This is a genomic window from Mesobacillus sp. (genome assembly GCF_057785455.1).
Genome location: NZ_JBYNSB010000050.1, coordinates 1 through 22,714 on the forward strand (window position 1 = coordinate 1; position 22,714 = coordinate 22,714).

Sequence of the window (22,714 nt, forward strand, 5' to 3'; positions counted from 1 at the left end):
GCTTCTGCGGGGTAAAATGGCCCTTCTTCTCAGGCCATTTCTACCTAGGTCTCACCTGCCCTCTAAATCCCGAAGGAGTCTACGCGCCTTCCATTACAATCAACAGCGTTTAAAAATCAACATTCAGCTTTAACTGAGCCAAACCATTAGTACAGAGAAGGATTTATGCCCCTTTTTGTTGAATTTCCAATTAAACGACGGGCAGTTTACTTGAATAAGCATGATTTGAAACCATATAAATTATTTTCACGTCTAACAATTCAAGGAGACAATTGTATGAAAAAATTAGCTTTCGCTTTTATTTCACTGTTCTTCTTATTAACGGCTTGCCAAGCAAATGATCCCAATGCAATTACACTGGAAGAGTTGCTATCTTCATTTAAAGAACAGCAATTGTCACTATTAGAAAGCAAAGTTAGTAAGGACGACAATATATTTGGATTGAAACTTAATGGGGTTAAACCATCTTCTTATAAATTAGATGGAAAAATGATATTAGTTTATATCTATGATTCAAATGAAAAACGAGAAAAAGGTTTGGAAGATTGGCGTGAAAAAACAGCAAGTATGGATACGGTCTCATATAAAGTGTATGAGGTTAATAACGTATTGCTCTTTTATGTTTATGAGGAAGAAAGCCTTAATAGTGAAATAGATAGTAAAATACAAAATGTTATGAAGGGATTAAGTGACAATTAATTATATCGTTAATTGGTATTCAGCTTAAGGGTGCGTTTGATCCAGGATTGAGATGTCTTTTGCTGAAGTCCTTATTTATCAAACGATGCAAATTAGTAAAAGAATAAAACACCTTGGTTTGAACCAATAAGGGGGTAATTATATGAAAAAGGTTGGATTTATACTAGGTATAGCAATAGTTATTATAGCTGTGTTCATATTTGTAAATAAATTATACTATCCCTCTCTGCCAATAGAGAATTTATCAGCAAAAGAAGCGATTGATAAACTAAAAGAATCGGACAATAAAATAGTAAAAATTGCAGTAGAAGGCAATTTTATTTGGTATATAACAAGTAGTGGGAACACAGGTATATCGATTGCTGATGAAAATATAAAACAAATGATTGTTTCAAATGGTTGGGAATTTAAAGAAAAAGATGGGGCTGGTCTGTTCTTTGAAAAAGACGGAAGAAGATTAATTGCTGCCACTCAAATGTGGACTGAAAATTATGTTCTCGTTAAAATTCCAAGTAATTTTAGATAATATTTAGAGGTTTTTTATTAAGGTTAAATGAGTGCATTGGTCCGGGAAGGATTAACGCCGTTTTTGTTGAATTTCTTATTAAACAATCGGGGTAGAATTATTCAATAAGGGCGAAACTTTAATCCTTCTTTAACTGTCATAATATTATATTCGAGATTGTCTTAATATGAGATATATATATATTGAGTTGTTAGAAAAGGGGAATCACATTTGAGTTTAAATTACACAATTTTCAATTCAATACCTGATGCTGATGTATTAGAAGGCATTCTCGAACTTCATAAAGACATTTTTGGTACTTATGACGTGTTGATCCAGAAGGATTAACGGCCTTTTTTGTTGAACTCCTTATTAATAGTGATGTGCTGACGAAGACATGCTTGGAAAAAGGTTAGCTTAAGAAGCAATCATTTATTTAAGCTTTATTCTTTACAAGGTTGGAAGGGAGTTTAAGTATGACAAACGCTAACTTTATACTTATCATTCTTCTTTTTAACAGCATCTTTCTTGGTATATCTAAGAGATATATAAGCTTATGTGTTTTTATTGCGTATGTATTTTTGGTTTCTCTAGGCTTTGTGTATGATTATGCTTTTGTTATGAAGGGCGATAAACTACCATTCACACTTCAATATATAATGAACTTTTTATATAATATTTTCCCTGTGATTGTGTGGCTGTTCTTCATTTATTGTATTGTAAATGTTATTACAGCCCTTACCAGAAAAATTAAGGTAAGACATAAATATTAATAAATAAGGGTATTCATTTAATTTGTTAAGCTAACGGGTGGATAAAATTTTTTATTCCAATCATTGTACTTTTGGGGGTTACCAATGACTAAGAAAATTAGGCTTACAGGGGATTTTTATGAGGATGCTAAACGGACACTTAAAACTCTTAAAAGAGCTTTCAGTAAGGCTGATACAATATCTAGTATTGAGAGAGACTTTGTAAATGATTTTTATGAAAAGAACTGGGGACCAGAAAAAGAGGGAATTATTGATAAAATTGCTTTAACAGATCATAGGTATCTCGGCAAGATTGATTTTACAGAGCCTGAAAATCCAGCAGTTATAAAAATAGCGGAGGGCTTCATAAAACAAATTGATGATTTGCGGTATGAGTTGGATAGAAAATTTAAGAACTAAATATTTTGCCTTTGGATATAAACTGGCTAGCATTCCAGTTATATCTCTAATTTTGTGAACGAATGTACTTAAACATAAGGGTGCTAAGTTAAAGATGGATTTTAATCATACATTAAGATTGCTTAACGCTATTGTTAAGCGATTTTTTCATTCCCAAAATTATTTCTGTTAGCAAAATTGCCGGTTAAAATGTAGTCTCTGCAAGTTTATATACAAATTCTAAAACTAAGAAATATACTTCATTAGTATAAATGCCTGTATATCAATAAAAATAGACCATCATTTTCCATTGCAAATTGATGGTCTATTTGCTTTGCTAATTAAAATTTTGTGACAGGTAACTGAAACCGTAGCAAAAGAGCCCGGCTTTATTTGGGATATACATCCATGTGATAGCTAAGACGTATGCATAGGATCCTTATCTTAAAGGATGATACTGCTGATTGAAACGATATCCTTTAATGATTTAACCTTCTGGATCATATCCTCCTCAAGCGGCTTGTCGAAAGAAAGCACCATGATTGCCTCACCGCCAGCTTCTTTCCTGCCAACCTGCATGGTCGCGATATTGACATTATGGTCACCAAGTATCTTTCCAACATGGCCGATCACTCCAGGACGGTCCATATGCTGGATATACAGCAGGTTTCCTGAGGGATGGAAATCAATATTGAAACCATCCAGATTTACGATCCTTGGTCCGTAGTGTTCTATATATGTCCCTCTAGCCGTAAAGGTATCCCCATCCCCACGGGCCGTTACGGTTAGCGTATTGGCATAACCAAAAGAGTTACCCGTAATTTTTTCCCCAATCATAATTCCGCGTTCTTTCGCTATATGGATGGCATTCACCTCATTAACCGTTACATCAATACGGTTCTCAAAGAAACCAGATAAGAGGGCTTTTGTCAGGAAGGAGGTTTCCAGCTCAGCTGCAGTGCCAGAATATGTAACAGTCAGCTCATTGATTGCCCTATTATGGCATTCAGATACTATTTTTCCCATTACCCTTGCTAACTGATGGAAAGGCTGGATTTTTTCATAAATCTCTTTGGACATAGCGGGAAGGTTAATAGAATTGGCTACAGGCTTGTTCTCGAAAAAGGTCTTGATTTCTCTTGCTACTTGGGTAGCGACGTTCAATTGCGCTTCTTTTGTCGATGCTCCAAGATGGGGGGTGACAATGACAGAATCAAGCTTTAGTAAAGGATGTTCGCCCGGCGGCTCGATTTCGAATACGTCCAGTGCGGCTCCAGCTACATGGCCTTTTTCAATAAAGTGTGCAAGCGCAATCTCGTCAATGATTCCGCCTCGTGCACAATTAAGCAGATATACGCCTTGTTTCGTATAGCCCAATGTCTTTTCGTTTAGCAGCCCTCTCGTTTCTTTGGTTAAAGGAGTATGGACAGAGATTATATCTGCCACAGGAAGCAGATCTTCAAATGTGGATAGCTGCACCCCCAGGACATCGGCCCGCTCTCGTGTCAGGAATGGGTCGAAAACTTTAACATACATCCCAAAAGCTTTTGCTCGCTTGGCTAGTTCGGTACCTATCCTTCCCATGCCGATAATACCTAATGTCTTGCCATTTAATTCATTGCCGATATATTGATTTCTCTTCCATTCTCCATTTTTTACGGTGGAATGGGCCTGAGGTATGTTTCGCATTAATGAGGCCATCATAGCAAAGGTATGCTCCGCGGTGGAAATCGTATTCCCGTCAGGTGCGTTTACGACCACAATGCCTCGTTTAGTCGCTTCAGCAATATCAATGTTATCCACACCTACTCCTGCTCTGCCAACAATTTTTAAAGAAGGCATTCTCTCTAACAATTCGCTGTTAACCTTTGTAGCACTTCTGACGAGCAGGGCATCAATTTTCTCCAAATCAATGTCCCCAGAATCAACATTGTCCAATAATACTTGAGCATTCTCCATTGTAAGTAAAGGCTGGAGACCTTCCTCTTTGATTGAATCAGCCACTAATATCCGAATCATGTCCCATTCACTCCCTAAATATAGTGCAATTTTCTGACTATTTTACAAAACGAATAATCTTTTGTCAAATCACTAAAATGTTCACTTTTAAATGAAAACGCTTCCTTTTGGAGTGTCAGATTGATTGATAAAGTTCGGATATGAGGTGGTGAAAGCTTCGGGTTTTTCTGTATATCTTCAGCATATTCAGGATTTATTAAGAATAGGATAGAGATTGTGGCTGTCAGAAATCTGTCACAAGCAAACAGCTTCACAAAAATTCTTTTTTTCAGTATAATGAAGAGGTAAAAATTTAATATGGTCTATCTTCGGGGCAGGGTGAAATTCCCGATCGGCGGTAATGAGAGCAATTCTCTAAGCCCGCGAGCCTTTTTTAGGGCAGGATTTGGTGCGATTCCAAAGCCGACAGTATAGTCTGGATGGGAGAAGATGGAGGTTCTGCATACATTCAAAAATGCAGGTTTTGAATGTTTATTAAGCATGCTTTCACAAATTCTCCCTCAAGTATTCGAACTTGAGGGTTTTATTTGTCTTGGCGATGTGAATGCTGAATCTTTCTTCTTTATGTGAGATGGATCTCGATAAGGAGAGAGGATTATGAAAAGATATAATGTAAAAGCGTTAGTTTCAATCGGGATGTTAAGCAGTATTTCTTATGTATTGATGCTGCTGAATTTTCCGCTTCCGCCGTTTCCAAAGTTTCTAATGGTTGATTTCAGCGATCTGCCTGCATTGATTGCTGCGTTGATCTTTGGGCCGGCAGCCGGTATCTTAGTAGAACTTCTAAAGAACATGCTTGATTATTTTATGACAGGCAGCGAAACAGGGATCCCTGTTGGGCATGCGGCCAACTTTGTTGCCGGTGTTCTATTCATTCTTCCGACCTACTATATTTATCAAAGACTTAAGTCTGCAAAGGGAATGACCTTTGCACTTGTAGCAGGAACAGCAAGCATGGCAATTCTCATGAGCGTTCTTAACTACTACGTATTTCTGCCAGCATACACTTTATTCCTGAATATGCCGGCAATGTCAGGTCCTGAAGCCAGACAGATGATTGTAGCTGGTATTCTGCCTTTCAATTTTGTAAAAGGCATATTAGTTTCCGTTGTATTCATGCTGATCTTCACAAGAATGAAAACATGGATTGAAAGACAGCAATCTTTTAAAAGTGCGTAAAATGAACTTATTATATAGATAAAACAAAGCAACGGCCTGCACCGTTGCTTTTCTTATTTATAAAAATAAAAAATTCCCGCCCTAAGGCGGGAATTATGTAGTGATTATTCGAACTTAGTTGCGTCTCCGTTAAATGGCTCATCTGCAACTTTAATGGAATCAGTTGGGCAGCCTTCGAAAGCGTCCATCATATCATCGATCAATACATCAGGAATCTCAACGATACCTTCGTTTTCGTCAAGTGTTACAAATGCAATGCCTTCATCATCGTAGTCATAAATATCTGGAGCAGCCGCACCGCAAGCTCCACATGCAATACAAGTTTCTTTGTCAACAATCGTGTACTTAGCCATGATCTAATTCCTCCCAAATGTTTAACGATAGTATGTCGTCTTCCTAAAATAGGTGAAAACGTATTCCTCAATCCTATTGTAAAACTGTCTCGTCAACATTTCAATAAAAAAAGTATTGAGAATGCTTATCACATAAGGGGTTGAGTCGTTTTGATGCTTAAAATAATACGTTTACTAATGGGTTTCCATGTTAAAATAGACTTATAAAATTTTCCTGCAATAAGAAATTATGAGGGAATTAATGTTTGGAATGAAACCTGTCTAACGCAGGAAGAGAACTTTTCTGCAATTTGGAAACGTGTTTCAAATATAAAACTATATTCCGTTAGGGTGAGATTATGGAAATTACATACTTGGATGCAATCATAATGCACCTTCTCAATAAATTAAACGGTGAACGGACTGTTTATGCAATATTCCATTTGCTGCAGGGAAAAAGATCATCTCAAACCATACAGGATGCTCATCTATACAAGCTTACCCCTTATTTCTATTCCTATCCTGCCATTACAAGAAGCCAGCTTGAAACAATTGTTGGGGCCCTGATTAAAAGGGGTATGGCAGTAGAAGTGAATGAGACTAAAGTAGTCTTGACCGAAAAAGGGAAAGAAGCTTTAATGGAAAAAATCGCTGCAGAACCTCTGCCGGCTGGCCTTAAGGGGTGGAAGTACCATCAAGTGACCGATTTATTCTGGGGAAGACTAACATTGCTCATTCAGGTAAGCTCGAACTTAATCCATAAAGAACGCCATTTTATTCCCGTCCGCAATAAAAAGGAGCTCCTTGCTTGGGTGAAGCAATATATTGGCCAACAGGAAACTGATCGTTTTCAGCTGGCCGAGAAATTGTTTGCTGAATTAGCTGAAGCTTTGGACGCTCCGGGAATCAATCCGGAGCTATTGGTCATCAGGCTATCTGGCTATAAAAAAATTGGGTTGACCCACGTGCAGGCAGCAGAGAGGACTGGATTGGATCCAGCTCGCTATCATTTTGAATTTTTAACTGCAATTCATGCCGTATTGGAGAGAATTACGGCTGAAACATGGCGTTATCCTTTGCTGTCAGGTCTGATTAAAAAGCCTGACCAGGAGGTTCCGCTGACCCAATCAACGGAAAGAACCTACAGACTCCTTGAAAAGGGATATACAATAGAATATATATCAGCAGCGAGGAACCTGAAGGAAAGTACGGTCGAAGATCATATTGTAGAAATTGTACTTTCTATCAAGGACTTTAATATTGATGCGTATGTATCGCCTGAGAAGCAACAGCGCATCATTGAAGCGATGAAGGAGATTTCGTCCAAAAGATTGAAACAAATCCGGGAACAAGTACAGGATGCTTCATACTTTGAAATACGGCTTGTTCTTGCAAGAAGCGGTGATGATAAATGGACTTAAGGGACCAGTTACAGACATATTTTCAATTTAATGAATTCCGGCCTGGACAGAAGGAAGCCATCGAGTCGATTCTGGAAAAAAAACATACTTTGGCCATGCTGCCCACAGGAACAGGGAAATCATTATGCTATCAGCTTCCTGGCTATTTATTGGATGGGCAGGTATTAATTGTCTCTCCCTTGCTTTCATTAATGCAGGACCAGGTCGAGCAGATGATGGCCATGGGTGAAAAAAGAGTGATAGCATTAAATTCATTTCTTTCCCCTCCCCAAAAAGCAAGGGCCCTGGAGCGGCTCAATTCCTATAAGTTCATATTCATATCTCCTGAGATGCTGGCATTGGACAATGTGTTGAGGCGGTTGAAAGAAATCAATCTCTCCCTCTTCGTTGTCGACGAAGCTCATTGCATTTCGCAATGGGGGTATGATTTCCGGCCTGAATATTTAAGGCTCGGACTGCTCCGCAAAGAATTAGGGGAACCACTGACACTGGCTCTTACTGCGACAGCTACAGAAGAAGTGCGCTTGGATATAGCGGAAAAGCTCATGCTAAAAGAGTTGGAGGAAATCGTATATTCTGTGGACAGGCCATCAATTTCATTGTCTGTAGAGTATATAGACTCTTTCCAGGAAAAAATTGAGCGAACAATAGAATTAGCCCGATTTTTAAAGGGGCCCGGTATCATTTATTTTTCAAGTAAGAAGATGGCTGAACAAACGGCTGCCTATATGAGGGAGCACGGAATCAGCAGAGTAATGGCATACCATGGCGGGCTCGATTCAGAAAGCAGGATCCTGATTCAGCAGCAATTCATCCATGGTCAATTGGATATTGTATGTGCAACGAGTGCCTTTGGGATGGGAATCAATAAGGATAATGTCAGGTTTGTTATCCACTTCCATATGCCCATGCAGATTGAATCTTATCTTCAGGAAATCGGCAGGGCCGCGAGAGATGGTTTACCTTCAATTGCGATACTTTTGTATTCACCAGGAGATGAGCAGCTGGCATTTCAGCTGGCAGAAGCGGAATTGCCCGATCCGATACAAATAGACAGGTTGTTTACTTTTCTGGGGGACAGGAATATTGGATACCAAACGCTCCAGCAGTATATGGAGGAATTGATCGGTTTTTGCGGATTTACGGAAATTCAATGGAGAATTGCAGAAGATTTTCTTTCAAGCCTGAAGGTTATTGATTATGATAAGGATAAAACATTATTCAAGAATTTGGCAGCTGACCGCTTACAGGTGAAAAGCAAGAAAATCATCAGCATGCTCGACTGGATTCATATTAAAGAATGCAAAAGAACAGCGATCCTGACTGCCTTCAATGAGGAAAAGGTTGGTAATCCAAAAAATTGCTGCAGTATATGCGGTCTCGAGCTGCGTGACTTTAAAAGTACGGAAGATTTAAAAGAAGCTGGAGCCGGGATATATGACTGGAAAAAGGAGCTTGCCTCCATTCTATTATTAAAATAAGTGAGCGGATAAAATGAAGGATCAATATAAAGAAACTGTAGCTTCACTTACTGAAAAAGAACTGCTTTTTCATTTATTTGCTACTCAAATTTTACTATTAACGATTTCAGCTGTTTTAGGTATGATATTGTTTGATAGTCTGGATGAATTTACAAAAATATTTATCTGGAATGATCGTAAAATCCTAACGGTAGGAGCTGCTGCAGGCATTGCAGTCGTAGCAATAGACTTGCTGCTCATGAAGGTTCTTCCTCCATCCTATTATGATGATGGCGGCCTGAATGTACGAGTTTTCAGGAATAAGGCCGTCTGGCAGATTGCCCTGATTGCTGCAGTGGTTGCGGTAAGCGAGGAAATCCTGTTTCGCGGGGTTATACAAACGCATGCAGGTTTGATTGTTACCAGTGTCATATTTGCCTTGGTCCACTATCGTTATCTGTTTAATTGGTTCCTATTTACCAATATTATTTTACTGAGTTTTTTGATAGGATTCATTTATTTGCAGACAAATAATTTGCTTGTCACAATCATCATGCATTTTTTAATCGATTTTTTACTTGGGCTGTCAATCAAATTCAGGGTTAAAGCAGCAAATGGGGGTACTGACGTTGAATAAAGAAAAACCTATAAGGGATCAGGCTGAACGCCTGAGGAAAAGGGTTGAGCGAAAAACTGAGAATGCTGTGGAAAAAAGAGAAGCACTTCCGCCCAGAAGTGAAATACACAGGCAAAAACAAAAAAAGACTAAAGTAAAAGTGAAATATCCGGTTATCCGGCTTATGGCGCTGTTTTTCATTTTGCTGCCAATCATTTTTTTCAGTATCACTTCCTACCTGGAGGGGGGGAAAGGGCCTCTTGACATTTCTGCTGATCGTGCAGGTGTAGAATTGATTGATGTGGAAGATGGAGGCGGAAACAAAGTCGGGAATGATAGCTCTGAGGATGAGGACGCACCAGCTATTGAAGAGGTTGCCGACGAGGCTGACATAGATGTAGCAGTGGCTGCTCCTGCACCAGAGGCAGGGAATGATAAGAATTCCTCAAGCACTGATCCTGAAGACAAGCAAAAAAACTCTGCCTCTGTTACAGGGCCAGAAGAAACGACCGCCAATGAAACCGTAGTGGAAGCTACAGATTCTGCTGCTGTCTCTACTGGTATCAATGAGGGCGCTGCGGAGAAAATTGTTTATCATACAGTCCAGCCAAATGAAACACTGTTCAGGGTGGCGATGAAATACTATAAATCACAGGATGGCATTCCGTTAATTAAAAGCGCGAATAATATCCAGGGAAATGAAATAAAGGCGGGACAAGTTCTGAAGATCCCATTAAAAACCAGCCGATAATTGCCGGCTGGTTTTTTCTTTTTTAGCGGAATGGACCGGGATTCACGACTTTAATAAGCAAGAAAATTTTCACGGTTAAAGATTGCCGCTTCTATCATATCCATTCGGACAGACTCATAAATTTAATGTAGGCTTGGCCAAATCGGTTAGATCCAACCTTGGAGGGAGGTAATCTGATGGTTCCCGAAATTATGAATCTTGATGAAAAAACAGATCAGGCTACAAAAAAAATGTTAAATAACTTAATAGAACGGAAAAGAAAATTCGACCGTTTCAAGTCCAGGCATATTTGGTCTATTTGGGCAACGATCGGGCTGATTTCCTTATATTTTTATTATCTATATTTAACAGTACTGAAGCCGTATTCTTATTCATTTGCAGAAATATTTTCAGTTTATGTGCAGAATTCAGCTAATCTGTACTTTCTGATCCTGACGGTGGGTACCTATGGCCTGATGATCTTATTAAAGGAGAAGCGAGAAAAGGCAGAGAAAGAGTATCAGGCCCTTCGCTGTGAAATTGTTGACAGGAGCAAGGATTTATGGAAGAAGGAAGAGGAATGGAAAAACCGTCATATTGTCTTTGAAATGATGAAAAAGAAATATGATATTAACCTTTACCATGAGAACAAATAAGAAGCATCCAGGTGGGGATGCTTCTTAGCTGCTAAAATATACGCTTTTTGCCTTGTTCATCCTTCAGGATTTCCACCGCTTCCCTGAATCGCTGGGAGTGGATGATCTCGCGCTCACGAAGATAGCGCAAACCATCATTCAGATCTGGATCGTCACTCATATTGATAATCCACTGGTAAGTCGCCCTGGCTTTTTCTTCAGCTGCAATATCCTCGTATAAGTCGGCAATTGGATCTCCTTTTGCCTGGATATAGGATGCCGTCCAAGGTACTCCTGCAGCATTATGATAGAAAAGGGCGCTGTCATGATTTGCATAATGTGCATCAAGTCCAGCCTGCTTCATTTGTTCAGGTGTTGCGTCTTTTGTGAGTTTATAGATCATTGTAGCAATCATCTCAAGATGAGCAAATTCTTCTGTGCCGATATCCGTTAATAAACCAATTACTTTATCCGGTATAGTGTAGCGCTGGTTCAAGTAGCGCAAAGCTGCAGCAAGTTCCCCGTCTGCTCCGCCATATTGTTCTACCAGAAATTTTGCCAGCATGGGGTTACAGGTACTGACCTTGACCGGATACTGCAATTTTTTCTCGTAAACCCACATCTTGCTTCCCCCCTCCTTTACTCAATTAAAGCTGCCATGGCCACGGGCCGTCGTTCCAATTCCATGGGTAGCCTGAATAGCTATTCCCGTATTGCATTAAAGGTCCATAATTGCTTTCAATGATTTTCTTCAGCCGTTTTCTTTCCTTGGCAAATTGGTTGAACTGATTGATCGCTTCATAATCGTCTGGATGGGTATCCAGATACAACGTTAGTTCAACGAGGACAAAATCGACTGCTTGCAATTGCTCCATCGTGGTGTAGAATTCCTGCGGAAGCTGCTTCATGAAGGATCGACCTCCCTGGGAGCTTCATAAGGGGAATACCATGGGTCATAGAAAACTTTCCAAAGTGTCCCTGTGTGCAATGCCTGCATTGGCGTAAACTGTTCCAAATTAGGGGGCTGGAAGCCTAAGTATAAATTTGGAGGTGTAGAATACGTCTTAGCCTTGATCGGCGGACAGGGGTCGAAGGGACTGGCATACGGATACCAAACTTTTCGATGTGTTGACAAGCAAAGCCCTCCTCTATATAAACTTCAGTTCATTTTATGAGCAAAATTTTATTTAATGTTATATTTTTGGGGGTAAGGAGGGATTTTTGCATTTGTGTTGAAATATATACCTTATAGCAGTATTTTAACCGAGGTGAGATGGATGTTCGTAAAAAGTATTATGATTCCAAAGTACAAATGCGTTACCGCGAAGATTGATGAGACTTTGGGCAGTGTGTTGGAAAAGCTTGATCAAAATGAAATTGACGGCGTTCCAGTTTTAGATGGGGATAAATATACTGGAGTCGTAACAAGAAATGGAATTTATCATGATTTCTTCATCAAAGGTATCGCTAAAGAAGATTTCCTGAAAAATACATTTGCGAAGGAAGTTGTCACTTTAGAGGATCACTTTCTCCATGGAAGTGAAATGTTCGAGACTACTTTAGTCAAACTTAAGGACATTCCTTTGCTGGCTGTTGTCGATGAATATGGGAAATTCCAGGGAGCAGTTACACGCTCCGATGTCCTGGATCAATTCCAAAGCGCTTTTGGAGTCCACAGAGAGGGAGTCCGCATCGCTTTCACGTCAGTGGAAACAGAAGGCAGAATTGCAAGGCTTGCAGACATAGCCCATCAATTTCATGAACATATTATCTCCCTTGTTACCTTCGACGAAACCGATAAGCTTGTCCGCAGGATCGTCATGAAAATCGAAAAGAAGGACAATATTGATAAGTTCGTTAAGAAGCTGGAAGAATCAGGATTCCGGGTTCTCGATATTCATGAAGTCTGATTTTTCACACTGAAATAAAAACTTGCACCTCTCATACATTGGTATGGGAGGTTTTTATTATGATATGGAAATTGGCCAAATTGTTTTCAGGATGGATTTGCGGGTATTTTGTAGTGAATTGGCTCCCGGCTGAATTACCGGTGCAATTCGAAGAGTATCTTGTTGAAATTATCTTCAGCCCAATTGAATTCCTGGCATCTGCCATAGGTTTTGTGATTGGCATGTATTCACTGGGAGAAATGCTTAGAAACGGACTCAGTGCCATCTTAAAAATTATTCAGGGCAAAAAAGGGATTCATTCTGATATTATAATGGGAATAGGCAGTATCGTCTGCTTTATTTCCCTTCTGCCATCAGGAGGGTGGCAGACTGCAGTTTTTTTCTGTTTCTGCCTGCTTTATGGTATGATTTCTTTTAGCCCTTCTAGGGCAAAGATGGAAAATTAGAAATTGGTTGCAGGAGGCTTTATGTACCTGATTTATTTATTGCTAGCTATATTACTGATTGGCGCTATTTTGCTGCTATATATGTATCGGCAGGCATTTGCTGACAGGGTTCTGGAGCACGAGCTTCGTTTCAGTGATTTCCCTTCCGGCTTTGGTTCCGTCAAGATTTTCTTTATCTCTGATATACATAAACGCATCATTTCTGATGCGATCATAAATGAGGTGAAAGGAAAGGCAAATCTGGTAATCATAGGTGGGGATCTGGCCGAAAAAGGGGTAGCCCTTGACCAGGTGTCAGCAAATATTGAAAAACTGAAGAAGATTGCCCCGGTTTTTTTCGTTTGGGGAAATAATGACTATGAATTCGATCCGCATGAGCTTGATACCCTCCTTTATCATACAGGTGTCAAGGTACTTGATAACACTGCTGTCAAATTTGAATCCCGTGAAGGTGACACCTTGTTCCTTTTAGGCATCGATGACTTAAGCCTCGGAAAAAGCAGGCTGGACCTGGCGATGAAAGATGCAGAACCAACAGGCTTTCATATTCTTGTGAGCCACAATCCAGCTATTGTGAATCGTTTGCAGCCAGGCCATAGAATAAGCCTCATCTTAAGCGGGCATACCCATGGAGGGCAGATAAGGATCTTTGGCTTTGGACCTTATGAGCTAGGGGGAATTGCCAACAAAAATGGAACGACAGTTTTGACCAGCAATGGCTATGGGACGACTGGAGTTCCTTTCAGGCTGGGAGCTAAGGCCGAAACGCATCTGATCACCATTTTGCCAGAAACTAAATAGCAGATTGAAATTTTACATCTATTTGCCAACATGGATATAATTTGTAAAGTGAATGTTGTTACGGAGGAATGTTGATGGGGAACAGCGAGGGTAAATACAATATTAAGGCAATCTCCAGTATGCTCGGCATCCAGCCCGGAACGTTAAGGGCATGGGAACGGAGATATAATATGATTGCTCCCATCAGGAACGAATCTGGGCATCGGCTATATACAGAGGAACACTTGAAAATTCTGAGATGGCTGATCTCAAAGGTCAATCAGGGTTTTACCATCAGCCAGGCGGTAGCTTTAATGGAAAACTCGGCACCTGATGAAGATGAAATCAGTATTCCAAGGACTGATAGATCCGAGGAATTGACAGATAAGCTGTTAAACGTGCTATTGGAATTTAATAGTGCTCAAGCACATGAGCTTCTCAACCAGGCATTCAGCTTATATACTGTGGAAAAAACTGTGATGGATATACTTGGGCCGCTTTTGATTAAAGTAGGCGATTTATGGGAAGAGGGGAAAATAACAACGGCGCATGAGCATTTTGCTTCTTCTTTTTTACGCTCAAGGCTTGAGGGGTTATCGACCTCTTTCCCCCACAGCTCATTCCTGCCTAAAGCCATTGCAGTCTGCGGTCCTGGTGAAAGACATGAACTGGGACTGCTCATATTTACATTATACTTAAGGAGAAAAGGGTTTGAGGTCATTTTCCTTGGGACAAGCCTTGCTGAGCATGATATCGAAGTTGTCATTGATCAAGTGGAGCCTAAATTTTTATTTCTTTCATGTACCCTTGAGAAAAACAAGGAAGGTACACTTGCCCTTGCAGCTGACCTTGCTGAAAAATATAAGGACCTGTTCATCGGGATTGGCGGAATCGCATTCGATGCCATGACGCCCGGGCAAAAACAAATTTATAAGGAGTTTTTAGTAGGCATGACAAGGATGGACTGGGATAAATGGTTAAAAGTCCGCCTTGATACCTTGAAATAACTCACCATCCTGCAATAATTTCATAAACTAAAATAAGAGCTTCGTCGATGGCAGGGGGCATGGTTATGCGCTTGGAACGTTTAACGAATAATAAATTCAAGATTTTCATTACGGTTGACGACTTATCCGACAGAGGATTGACAAAAGAAGATATCTGGAAAGACTCGCTTAAATGGCATCAGCTATTCCATGATATGCTGGCAGAAGCGAGCGAGGAATTTGACTTGGAAATCATCGGGTCAGTTGCTGTTGAGATCTTTTCATTGCATGCCCAGGGAATGGTCATGATCCTAACTATGATTGAACAGGATGAGGATGAAGAACAGTTCGATGATGGCATTATTGAAATGCAGGTGACTGTCGATGGCAGTGATGATATATTGTTTGAATTCGATAATATAGAAGATATTATTCAGCTCGCTGCACGGCTTTCACAGTCCGGTATAGCGGGGGGCAGCCTTCACTTTATGGATGATTATTATTATTTGCTGATGAATGGAATTACTTCTGAGGATGCAGATAAAGCAGTTTCTTTAATGGCTGAATACGGAAGTCCTTCGATCCTGAGTATCCATAGGTTAACGGAATACGGAAACCAAATTATAAAAGACAATGCAGTCGAAACTCTTGTCCATTATTTTAATAAATAATGGAAAGAGCTTCGGCTTTTTATTTTTTTTGCTTTGTTAAGCATCCTGATTTACAGCACTTAGTTTCAAAATCCAGGTTTTCTAAAGAGCAGGTCGGGAATACCATAAATAAGACCGAACAATAAACTGAAAAAGGATTGCAGAGATCGATAAAATTAAGAAGCTATTGCATGGGATAAAGTCTTATAATTCAGTAAATTCATACCAGCCCAATAACAATGAGGCTTAATTTGTTAGCGTTTACATTTGGTCTCCAAAAAATGCTTAAATGCGTTTTTTTCTTCTTGCATAAAATAACCAAAGGTGTATACTAATCCATGAAAGCAGACAACATCCGCAATAGTGATTTAGGAGGTTTATCAATGGTAGCCGCAAACGGTAATGGAAATCCAAATAAAGAAGACAAACATGACGTCTTACGATCTACACAAACTGTTATTCACAAGGCTTTGGAAAAACTCGGGTACCCAGAAGAGGTATATGAGCTTTTAAAGGAGCCTCTCAGGATGATGACAGTGAAAATTCCTGTCAGAATGGATGACGGATCTGTTAAAGTCTTTACTGGCTACCGGGCGCAGCACAATGATGCAGTGGGTCCAACAAAGGGAGGCATACGTTTCCATCCGAACGTAACTGAAAAAGAAGTTAAAGCCTTATCAATTTGGATGAGTTTAAAATGTGGCATAGTTGACCTTCCATATGGAGGGGGCAAAGGTGGAATCGTTTGTGATCCGCGAGATATGTCTTTCAGGGAACTTGAAAGACTTAGCCGAGGATATGTTCGTGCAATCAGCCAGATTGTCGGACCAACGAAGGACATTCCAGCACCTGACGTATTCACAAACTCACAGATTATGGCATGGATGATGGATGAATACAGCCGTATCGATGAATTTAACTCTCCAGGATTCATTACAGGCAAACCGCTTGTTCTCGGTGGTTCACATGGTCGAGAATCTGCAACAGCGAAGGGCGTAACTATTTGTATACGTGAAGCTGCCAAGAAGAAAGGGATTGAATTGGAAGGAGCTAGAGTCGTTGTACAGGGATTTGGTAATGCCGGAAGCTACCTGGCAAAATTCATGCATGACGCTGGCGCCAAAATCATCGGCATTTCAGATGCTTATGGAGCTCTCCATGATCCGGACGGCCTTGATATCGATTATTTGCTTGACCGTCGCGACAGCTTCGGCACAGTAACTAAACTATTTAATAATACAATTACCAATAAAGAATTGCTGGAGCTTGACTGTGATATCCTGGTTCCAGCTGCAATAGAAAATCAAATTACCGAAGAAAACGCCCATAATATCAGGGCAACCATCGTTGTTGAAGCTGCTAATGGACCAACAACACTTGAAGCAACTGAAATCCTGACTGAGCGCGGCATTCTTCTTGTCCCCGATGTTCTTGCATCTGCGGGCGGCGTAACAGTATCTTACTTTGAATGGGTACAGAATAACCAGGGCTACTACTGGTCAGAAGAAGAAGTTGAGGAAAAGCTTGAAAAAGTTATGGTCAGATCTTTTGAAAGCATTTATGATACAGCCCAGACTCGCCGGGTGGATATGCGTTTGGCAGCTTATATGGTCGGTGTCCGTAAAATGGCAGAAGCTAGCCGATTCAGAGGCTGGATTTAAATTACCAAACCGGACATTAAGTAAATAAAGGGTTCTTGATTGAATCCTGTGTGAAAATCTCCTATCATTTATAGATAGGGGATTTTTTTTCGCTTAATTTTTTGATGCCAAGTATTCCGAAACTCGTTATCCGCCAAATAAAATATATTAAGTCACTTATACTTTATTAAAGAAGGGGTTGAGGCAAAGGATGCGAAGCTTAATCCATATCAACAGGGTGGAAATACGATCAAGCAAGATTTTTTGAAATTTTGCTTTCCAATTATAAGGAGTGAACAATATTCATGAATAAAGAGCAGGTTATTATCGTGGGCGGTGGTCCCTGTGGCCTTGCTGCGGCCATAGCATTAAAGAAAAAAGGAATAGACCCGCTGATTATTGAAAAAGGAAACATTGTCAATGCCATCTATCATTATCCTACTCACCAAACATTTTTCAGCAGCAGCGAAAAGCTTGCAATTGGAGATGTTCCATTCATAACTGAAAACCATAAGCCGAAGCGTAATCAGGCATTGGTGTATTATCGTGAGGTGGTTAAAAGGGAAGGGTTAAGAATCCATAAGTTCGAAAAAGTGACGAGAATTCACAAAAGCGGGGAACCAGGCTTTCTTGTGGTTACGGATAAAAATCAGTATGAAGCAGGGAACATCGTTATCGCAACGGGATATTATGATCACCCTAACTACATGGATATTCCTGGAGAGGATTTACCAAAGGTTTCACACTATTTCAAGGAAGCCCATCCTTTTTTTGATATGGACGTAGCAGTAATAGGTGGGAAGAACTCCAGTGTGGATGCCGCAATCGAATTGGTGAAAGCTGGGGCAAGGGTGACAGTCCTTTATCGAGGGAAAGAATATTCGCCAAGCATAAAGCCATGGGTCCTTCCGGAATTTGAAGCGCTAGTGAAAACAGGAATGGTCACAATGCTATTTAATTCGGTTGTATGTGAGATTGCTGAGGAGTCGATTATTTACCAACAAAATGGAATGAGTTCCACGCTGAAGAATGATTATGTATTCGCAATGACGGGGTACCGGCCTGACCATGAATTTTTGAAGGAAATGGGCATTAAAATCGAGGAAGATACAGGAAGGCCATATTTCAATCCGGGAACGATGGAAACAAACATTCAAGGGATATTTATTGCCGGGGTGATTGCTGCCGGGAATAATGCAAATGAAATTTTTATTGAAAATGGAAGGTTCCATGGGGACCTGATTTCTGAAGCTATAGCAAACCGGGAATAGTGATATCCGAATATATTCAAGGGATGCGTGGTTTCAGATTGTTAAAACAAATAGAAAAACAGATAAAAAGGCGGAGAATGTCCGCCTTTTTATCTGCATAAACCTATTTAGTCAGCCTTCTTCAATCTTTAAGCTTAAAAAGCTCTTTTTTGATAGGAGTTAAAATAAGAACATTTTCTTAATTTCATCCATATCAGTTGTCAGAGAGAGGGCAACGATTAATTTTATGCGTGCTTTCTGGCCATTGAGCCCATTGGAGAAAATGACGCCAAGTTCCTTCAAATGCTTTCCGCCGCCTTCATAGCCATAAATATCCTGGACTATTCCATTAAAGCTCCTGGATACGATTACAACAGGGATATTGTTTTTGATGAAGTTATTCACACCGGGCAATGCATCCGGCGGCAGGTTTCCCTGGCCCAGGGCTTCGATGACGATTCCGTCAATATCCAGGCCGAGTATGGCTGCCAGCAATGCTGAATCCATCCCAGTATGCGCTTTGATAAGGATGACCTTTTTGTCCAGTTGAGTTACTGGGTAATTCTCATGTTTAGTGGGAGTATGATGAAAATGGACCCCCCGTTTGGTGACAATCCCGATTGGGCCGTACTGAGGGCTTTGGAATGTTGAAAGATTGCTTGTATGTGTCTTTGTCACGTTAAGTGCTGTATGGATTTCGTCATTGAGCACGACAAGCACTCCTTGGCCCCTCGCTTCATCGCTTGATGCCACTTTAATGGATGAGATTAAATTATAGAGACCATCGGAACCAATTTCATTGCTGGAACGCATAGCCCCTGTCACCACAATCGGAAAGCTGGCTTGTACAGTTAAATCCAGAAAATAGGCCGTCTCTTCGAGGGTATCAGTTCCATGGGTAATAACCGCACCATCGATCTTTCCTTTTTTGTCATATGATTCGAGTAAATGCTTTAATTCCATCATTTCTTTTATGGTGATATGAGGAGAAGGGAGATTGAAAGGTTCCTCCACAACGAGGTCAGCCAAGTCGGACAACAGGCCAGTGCCTTCTGTTAATGGATTATTTACTCCCGGCTTGACAGCTCCGCTAGTATCCTCGCTCATTGAGATTGTCCCGCCTGTATGGATTAAGAGAATATTTTTCTTCAAGATTACTACCTCCGTAATGCCTTTTGAGAAAGAATAATAATCCATTTTCTTTCTTCTGATATCATGATACGATTAAATAAACAAATTGAAAAGAGGACAGCGCATGCTGGGAATAGTTACTGCCGGTGTAGCTCCAGGCTTGGCACTGTTGAGCTATTTTTATTTAAAGGACCAATATGACTCTGAACCATTATCTTTAGTGTTTAAAACATTCCTGTTTGGGGCGCTGCTTGTGTTCCCGCTGATGTTCATCCAATATGTCCTGGCGGCGGAAGGCCTGCTTCAGGGAGACTTTGTGAAAGCATTTGGAACCGTCGGGCTTTTGGAGGAATTTTTCAAGTGGTTCATTTTATACTACACAATATTTCAGCATATAGCTTTTGATGAACCTTACGATGGAGTTATATATGGTGCATCCGTTTCACTTGGCTTCGCCTCTGCTGAAAACATCTTTTACCTTGTGGCTAACGGCTTGCAGGATGCCCTGGGACGGGCGCTGCTTCCTGTCTCGAGCCATGCGTTATTCGGTGTAATCATGGGATATTACATCGGAAAGGCCAAGTTTTCTTCTCAGACTACAAGAAAGTGGGTTGCGCTTTCCTTATCTATACCAGTAGCTCTGCACGGGATGTATGATTTTATTCTGATAACAAGAGAAGACTGGATCATGCTGATCGTACCTTTTATGATTTTTCTATGGTGGCTTGGTTTAAGGAAAGTGAAAAAGGCTAGAATCTTAACATTAAAGCATATCGAAAAACAATATCCTTTTTAAGACTCTTCATTTTTATAAAAATGGAGAGTTTTTTCTTTTTGTGGAATAAAAGTCTTCCCTTTACAAAAAATAGGGTTAATCATTTAAGTTCTATTCTTGGGGGTTGCATGTCATGAAGAAATATCGGTCAATCTTCAAAGTGATGGCCGCACTAGTGTTGATCGTCACAATGATGCGTTTTAGCGGCATCGAACAAAGTGCAGATGCTTTTACTAGCCAGGTGCTGCAGCAGGGGTCTACAGGTGAGGATGTCATTGAGCTCCAATCACGTCTAAAGCATATCGGTTTTTATACCGGGAAAATTGACGGAGTTTTTGGCTGGGGTACTTACTGGGCATTAAGAAACTTCCAATATGAATTTGGTATGAAGGTCGATGGGATAGCCGGGTGGCAGACGAAGATCAAGCTGGCAAATGCTACACCGAACGCGAAAATTGCCTGGGGCGGTGAGGATACTGCCAGCAAGCCGTCTTCACCAGCACCACAGCCTGCAGCGAGTACGCCAAACGGATTCTCTCAAAATGATATACAGCTTATGGCCAATGCTGTCTATGGTGAGTCGAGGGGTGAGCCATATACCGGTCAGGTAGCTGTAGCAGCTGTAATTTTGAATCGGCTGGATAGTGCTACATTTCCAAACACGATAAGTGGAGTCATATTCGAACCCAGAGCGTTTACGGCAGTCGCAGATGGGCAGATCTGGCTGACTCCAAATGAAACAGCAAGGAAGGCAGTCCTTGATGCAATCAATGGATGGGATCCTACCGGAAATGCATTATATTATTTCAATCCTGACACAGCTACGAGTGCATGGATTTGGTCGCGGCCACAAATCAAAAAAATCGGGAAACATATCTTCTGTAAGTAGAGGTGATTTACATTGCTAAGAGGAATTGCTATCGCTATTTTGGTAATTGGCATTGCCGGAACAGCTTATTGGGGTTACCAGGAGCACAGGGAAAAGACCGCGGTTCTAATTAATGCGGAAAACAACTACCAGAGAGCGTTCCACGATTTAACCTATCAGATTGACCTGCTAAACGACAAAATTGGTACTACCCTTGCAATGAATTCAAGGAGTTCATTATCTCCGCAGCTAGCGGAAGTCTGGAAGATCACCTCCGAGGCACATAGCGATGTAGGCCAGCTGCCGCTGACCTTGCTGCCGTTTAACAAAACGGAAGAGTTCCTGGCCAATATCGGGAACTTTAGCTACAAAGCTGCGATCCGCGATTTGGATAAGGAGCCTTTGACTGATAAAGAATATAATACTTTAAAAACATTATACGCCCAGTCGGGCGAAATTCAGCAGGATTTAAGGCAGGTCCAGCATATGGTCCTGAAGAATAATCTGAGATGGATGGATGTAGAGCTTGCGCTGGCAACAGAAAAAGGAAAAGGTGACAATACGATAATCGATGGCTTCAAAACTGTTGAAAGAACGGTAGAAACCTACTCTGAAACCGATTTTGGTCCAGCGCAAATCAATCTTCAAAAAAGAGATGAAAATTTCAAGAAGTTAAAAGGCAAAAAGATTACGAAAGAAGAGGCTGTCAACATTACCAGACACTATTCATCGATTGGCGCTGCCGGAAAGGTGAAAGTTTCTGAAAACGGCAAGGGTTCAGATTATGGTTTTTATAGTGTTTCAATCAGGAATCCGAAGACTCATCTAGAGGCCAATATGGATATCACTAAAAAAGGCGGATACCCGATTTGGTTCCTGCTCGAGAGAGATGTGAAAAAGCAAACCTTAAGCTTAAATGATGCATCCAACAAAGCTATTACTTTCCTGAAGGAAAACAAATTCGAGAGCCTGGATTTATTTGAAAGTGCACAATATGATAATATTGGCGTTTTCACCTTCATAGGGAATCAGGATGGAGTCAGGATTTATCCGGATTCAATTAAGATGAAAATCGCTCTGGATAATGGTGAAATTCTTGGTTTTTCGGCGGAGGATTATCTTAAATCACACAAGTCCAGAAAGATTCCGGAAGCAGGCATGACAATGGAGGAAGCCAAAAAGAAAATCAATCCTAATCTGAAGGTTATGGACCAGTCAAAGGCTGTAATAATGAATGACCTTAATGAGGAAGTATTATGTTATGAATTCCTGGGAGTTCTGGGCGATGATACCTTCCGGATTTTTATCAATGCGGAGGATGGAACGGAAGAGAAGGTCGAAAAGCTGCACAATGCTGAACCTATATATGAAGATGTTGTCTAAAGGAAAAGCCTCGGGCTTTTCCTTTTTTGCATTAAATATCTTTGGGTTAGCTCCAAGATCAGGAATCAATCTGGAGGAATAGGTAAAATTATCCTTTAAAGGACTATTGCACCATTTCGTCCTCCCGTGTCATAATAAAAATATGTGA

At 40.6% G+C, this 22,714-nt stretch carries 25 protein-coding genes and 1 riboswitch; of the genes, 19 read left to right on the forward strand and 6 right to left on the reverse strand.

The genetic code is table 11. The annotated features are described in order from the left end of the window. Positions 1–276 precede the first annotated feature (276 nt). From AC3EBE_RS18965 to AC3EBE_RS18975, 3 genes are all read left to right on the forward strand, one after another. A complete protein-coding gene (locus AC3EBE_RS18965; RefSeq protein WP_488596599.1) occupies positions 277–699 on the forward strand; it encodes a hypothetical protein in 423 nt (140 codons plus the stop codon). Positions 700–841: 142 nt separating this feature from the next. Beyond that, positions 842–1,225 carry a hypothetical protein gene (locus AC3EBE_RS18970; protein WP_488596600.1) on the forward strand — a complete coding sequence of 128 codons (384 nt, stop codon included), beginning with the start codon at positions 842–844 and terminating at the stop codon, positions 1,223–1,225. A gap of 836 nt (positions 1,226–2,061) precedes the next feature. Beyond that, the gene (locus tag AC3EBE_RS18975) at positions 2,062–2,376 is read left to right on the forward strand and encodes a hypothetical protein (protein ID WP_488596601.1); all 315 of its coding nucleotides are present in this window, start codon (positions 2,062–2,064) and stop codon (positions 2,374–2,376) included. Between the two features lie 423 nt (positions 2,377–2,799). Here the strand turns inward: AC3EBE_RS18975 and serA are convergent, their stop codons facing one another. Continuing rightward, complete coding sequence (gene serA / locus AC3EBE_RS18980) at positions 2,800–4,374, reverse strand: phosphoglycerate dehydrogenase (RefSeq protein ID WP_488596602.1); 1,575 nt, start codon at positions 4,372–4,374, stop codon at positions 2,800–2,802. Positions 4,375–4,674: 300 nt separating this feature from the next. After that, a riboswitch (FMN riboswitch) is annotated at positions 4,675–4,809 on the forward strand. A gap of 162 nt (positions 4,810–4,971) precedes the next feature. Between serA and AC3EBE_RS18985 the strand changes: the two genes are divergently transcribed. Further along, positions 4,972–5,553 (forward strand): ECF transporter S component, encoded by a 582-nt coding sequence (locus AC3EBE_RS18985; RefSeq protein WP_488596603.1) that lies wholly within the window; start codon positions 4,972–4,974, stop codon positions 5,551–5,553. A 104-nt stretch (positions 5,554–5,657) separates the two neighbouring features. On the opposite strand, the gene AC3EBE_RS18990 is transcribed toward AC3EBE_RS18985, so the two are convergent. Then, positions 5,658–5,906, reverse strand: a complete 249-nt coding sequence (locus tag AC3EBE_RS18990; RefSeq protein WP_023627496.1) for a ferredoxin — start codon at positions 5,904–5,906, stop codon at positions 5,658–5,660. A gap of 338 nt (positions 5,907–6,244) precedes the next feature. Here AC3EBE_RS18990 and AC3EBE_RS18995 point away from each other — a divergent pair, with 338 nt between their 5' ends. From AC3EBE_RS18995 to AC3EBE_RS19015, 5 genes are all read left to right on the forward strand, one after another. Further along, positions 6,245–7,306, forward strand: coding sequence for a YpbB family protein (locus AC3EBE_RS18995; protein WP_488596604.1), 1,062 nt, complete (start codon positions 6,245–6,247; stop codon positions 7,304–7,306). Next, positions 7,297–8,787 (forward strand): RecQ family ATP-dependent DNA helicase, encoded by a 1,491-nt coding sequence (locus AC3EBE_RS19000; protein WP_488596605.1) that lies wholly within the window; start codon positions 7,297–7,299, stop codon positions 8,785–8,787. The genes AC3EBE_RS18995 and AC3EBE_RS19000 overlap by 10 nt, the downstream gene beginning before the upstream one ends. 13 nt (positions 8,788–8,800) lie before the next feature. Next, the gene (locus tag AC3EBE_RS19005) at positions 8,801–9,403 is read left to right on the forward strand and encodes a CPBP family intramembrane glutamic endopeptidase (protein ID WP_488596606.1); all 603 of its coding nucleotides are present in this window, start codon (positions 8,801–8,803) and stop codon (positions 9,401–9,403) included. Then, positions 9,396–10,133, forward strand: coding sequence for a LysM peptidoglycan-binding domain-containing protein (locus tag AC3EBE_RS19010; protein ID WP_488596607.1), 738 nt, complete (start codon positions 9,396–9,398; stop codon positions 10,131–10,133). The genes AC3EBE_RS19005 and AC3EBE_RS19010 overlap by 8 nt, the downstream gene beginning before the upstream one ends. A 176-nt stretch (positions 10,134–10,309) precedes the next feature. Then, complete coding sequence (locus AC3EBE_RS19015; protein ID WP_488596608.1) at positions 10,310–10,768, forward strand: YpbF family protein; 459 nt, start codon at positions 10,310–10,312, stop codon at positions 10,766–10,768. 31 nt (positions 10,769–10,799) lie between these two features. Here AC3EBE_RS19015 and AC3EBE_RS19020 read toward each other — a convergent pair whose 3' ends face one another. Genes AC3EBE_RS19020 through AC3EBE_RS19030 form a run of 3 tightly spaced genes read right to left on the reverse strand, consistent with a single transcriptional unit; the run spans position 10,800 to position 11,882 of the window. After that, positions 10,800–11,369, reverse strand: a complete 570-nt coding sequence (locus tag AC3EBE_RS19020; protein WP_488596609.1) for a manganese catalase family protein — start codon at positions 11,367–11,369, stop codon at positions 10,800–10,802. Between the two features lie 25 nt (positions 11,370–11,394). Continuing rightward, positions 11,395–11,655, reverse strand: coding sequence for a spore coat protein CotJB (locus AC3EBE_RS19025; RefSeq protein WP_488596610.1), 261 nt, complete (start codon positions 11,653–11,655; stop codon positions 11,395–11,397). Further along, positions 11,652–11,882, reverse strand: coding sequence for a spore coat associated protein CotJA (locus AC3EBE_RS19030; RefSeq protein WP_488596611.1), 231 nt, complete (start codon positions 11,880–11,882; stop codon positions 11,652–11,654). Before AC3EBE_RS19030 ends, AC3EBE_RS19025 begins: the two co-directional genes overlap by 4 nt. Before the next feature lie 142 nt (positions 11,883–12,024). Here AC3EBE_RS19030 and AC3EBE_RS19035 point away from each other — a divergent pair, with 142 nt between their 5' ends. The 7 genes from AC3EBE_RS19035 (at position 12,025) to AC3EBE_RS19065 (ending at position 18,430) form a co-directional block, all read left to right on the forward strand. Further along, on the forward strand, positions 12,025–12,657 hold the full coding sequence (locus AC3EBE_RS19035) for a CBS domain-containing protein (RefSeq protein ID WP_488596612.1): 633 nt from the start codon (positions 12,025–12,027) through the stop codon (positions 12,655–12,657). A gap of 59 nt (positions 12,658–12,716) precedes the next feature. After that, entirely contained in the window at positions 12,717–13,103 is a 387-nt protein-coding gene (locus AC3EBE_RS19040; RefSeq protein ID WP_488596613.1) for a hypothetical protein, read from the forward strand. A 21-nt stretch (positions 13,104–13,124) separates the two neighbouring features. After that, entirely contained in the window at positions 13,125–13,904 is a 780-nt protein-coding gene (locus tag AC3EBE_RS19045) for a metallophosphoesterase (RefSeq protein ID WP_488596614.1), read from the forward strand. A 74-nt stretch (positions 13,905–13,978) separates the two neighbouring features. After that, positions 13,979–14,890 (forward strand): MerR family transcriptional regulator, encoded by a 912-nt coding sequence (locus AC3EBE_RS19050; protein WP_488596615.1) that lies wholly within the window; start codon positions 13,979–13,981, stop codon positions 14,888–14,890. 65 nt (positions 14,891–14,955) lie between these two features. Beyond that, entirely contained in the window at positions 14,956–15,540 is a 585-nt protein-coding gene (locus AC3EBE_RS19055) for a genetic competence negative regulator (protein WP_488596616.1), read from the forward strand. 362 nt (positions 15,541–15,902) lie between these two features. Then, complete coding sequence (locus tag AC3EBE_RS19060) at positions 15,903–17,180, forward strand: Glu/Leu/Phe/Val family dehydrogenase (protein ID WP_488596617.1); 1,278 nt, start codon at positions 15,903–15,905, stop codon at positions 17,178–17,180. A gap of 284 nt (positions 17,181–17,464) precedes the next feature. Next, positions 17,465–18,430: a YpdA family putative bacillithiol disulfide reductase gene (locus tag AC3EBE_RS19065; RefSeq protein ID WP_488596618.1), complete on the forward strand. Its 966-nt coding sequence runs from the start codon at positions 17,465–17,467 to the stop codon at positions 18,428–18,430. A gap of 159 nt (positions 18,431–18,589) precedes the next feature. Here AC3EBE_RS19065 and AC3EBE_RS19070 read toward each other — a convergent pair whose 3' ends face one another. Continuing rightward, positions 18,590–19,606, reverse strand: coding sequence for an asparaginase (locus AC3EBE_RS19070; RefSeq protein WP_488596619.1), 1,017 nt, complete (start codon positions 19,604–19,606; stop codon positions 18,590–18,592). A 58-nt stretch (positions 19,607–19,664) separates the two neighbouring features. Here AC3EBE_RS19070 and prsW point away from each other — a divergent pair, with 58 nt between their 5' ends. The 3 genes from prsW (at position 19,665) to ypeB (ending at position 22,566) form a co-directional block, all read left to right on the forward strand. Further along, positions 19,665–20,336, forward strand: a complete 672-nt coding sequence (gene prsW, locus AC3EBE_RS19075) for a glutamic-type intramembrane protease PrsW (RefSeq protein ID WP_488596620.1) — start codon at positions 19,665–19,667, stop codon at positions 20,334–20,336. 169 nt (positions 20,337–20,505) lie between these two features. After that, positions 20,506–21,204, forward strand: a complete 699-nt coding sequence (gene sleB, locus AC3EBE_RS19080; RefSeq protein WP_488596727.1) for a spore cortex-lytic enzyme — start codon at positions 20,506–20,508, stop codon at positions 21,202–21,204. 12 nt (positions 21,205–21,216) lie between these two features. Further along, positions 21,217–22,566 (forward strand): germination protein YpeB, encoded by a 1,350-nt coding sequence (ypeB, locus tag AC3EBE_RS19085; RefSeq protein WP_488596621.1) that lies wholly within the window; start codon positions 21,217–21,219, stop codon positions 22,564–22,566. Positions 22,567–22,714: the final 148 nt, after the last annotated feature.

Excerpts from the sequence above, each read along its gene's own strand:
- AC3EBE_RS19035 (WP_488596612.1), top strand. The coding sequence starts at position 12,025 with ATGTTCGTAAAAAGTATTATGATTCCAAAGTACAAATGCGTTACCGCG.
- AC3EBE_RS18965 (WP_488596599.1), top strand. The coding sequence starts at position 277 with ATGAAAAAATTAGCTTTCGCTTTTATTTCACTGTTCTTCTTATTAACG.
- AC3EBE_RS19065 (WP_488596618.1), top strand. The coding sequence starts at position 17,465 with ATGAATAAAGAGCAGGTTATTATCGTGGGCGGTGGTCCCTGTGGCCTT.
- AC3EBE_RS19025 (WP_488596610.1), bottom strand. The coding sequence starts at position 11,655 with ATGAAGCAGCTTCCGCAGGAATTCTACACCACGATGGAGCAATTGCAA.
- serA (WP_488596602.1), bottom strand. The coding sequence starts at position 4,374 with ATGATTCGGATATTAGTGGCTGATTCAATCAAAGAGGAAGGTCTCCAG.
- sleB (WP_488596727.1), top strand. The coding sequence starts at position 20,506 with ATGATGCGTTTTAGCGGCATCGAACAAAGTGCAGATGCTTTTACTAGC.
- AC3EBE_RS18995 (WP_488596604.1), top strand. The coding sequence starts at position 6,245 with ATGGAAATTACATACTTGGATGCAATCATAATGCACCTTCTCAATAAA.
- AC3EBE_RS19000 (WP_488596605.1), top strand. The coding sequence starts at position 7,297 with ATGGACTTAAGGGACCAGTTACAGACATATTTTCAATTTAATGAATTC.
- AC3EBE_RS19060 (WP_488596617.1), top strand. The coding sequence starts at position 15,903 with ATGGTAGCCGCAAACGGTAATGGAAATCCAAATAAAGAAGACAAACAT.
- AC3EBE_RS19070 (WP_488596619.1), bottom strand. The coding sequence starts at position 19,606 with ATGGATTATTATTCTTTCTCAAAAGGCATTACGGAGGTAGTAATCTTG.
- AC3EBE_RS19005 (WP_488596606.1), top strand. The coding sequence starts at position 8,801 with ATGAAGGATCAATATAAAGAAACTGTAGCTTCACTTACTGAAAAAGAA.
- AC3EBE_RS19045 (WP_488596614.1), top strand. The coding sequence starts at position 13,125 with ATGTACCTGATTTATTTATTGCTAGCTATATTACTGATTGGCGCTATT.
- AC3EBE_RS19015 (WP_488596608.1), top strand. The coding sequence starts at position 10,310 with ATGGTTCCCGAAATTATGAATCTTGATGAAAAAACAGATCAGGCTACA.
- AC3EBE_RS19050 (WP_488596615.1), top strand. The coding sequence starts at position 13,979 with ATGGGGAACAGCGAGGGTAAATACAATATTAAGGCAATCTCCAGTATG.
- AC3EBE_RS18970 (WP_488596600.1), top strand. The coding sequence starts at position 842 with ATGAAAAAGGTTGGATTTATACTAGGTATAGCAATAGTTATTATAGCT.
- AC3EBE_RS19040 (WP_488596613.1), top strand. The coding sequence starts at position 12,717 with ATGATATGGAAATTGGCCAAATTGTTTTCAGGATGGATTTGCGGGTAT.
- AC3EBE_RS18975 (WP_488596601.1), top strand. The coding sequence starts at position 2,062 with ATGACTAAGAAAATTAGGCTTACAGGGGATTTTTATGAGGATGCTAAA.
- AC3EBE_RS18985 (WP_488596603.1), top strand. The coding sequence starts at position 4,972 with ATGAAAAGATATAATGTAAAAGCGTTAGTTTCAATCGGGATGTTAAGC.
- prsW (WP_488596620.1), top strand. The coding sequence starts at position 19,665 with ATGCTGGGAATAGTTACTGCCGGTGTAGCTCCAGGCTTGGCACTGTTG.
- AC3EBE_RS19055 (WP_488596616.1), top strand. The coding sequence starts at position 14,956 with ATGCGCTTGGAACGTTTAACGAATAATAAATTCAAGATTTTCATTACG.
- AC3EBE_RS19020 (WP_488596609.1), bottom strand. The coding sequence starts at position 11,369 with ATGTGGGTTTACGAGAAAAAATTGCAGTATCCGGTCAAGGTCAGTACC.
- AC3EBE_RS18990 (WP_023627496.1), bottom strand. The coding sequence starts at position 5,906 with ATGGCTAAGTACACGATTGTTGACAAAGAAACTTGTATTGCATGTGGA.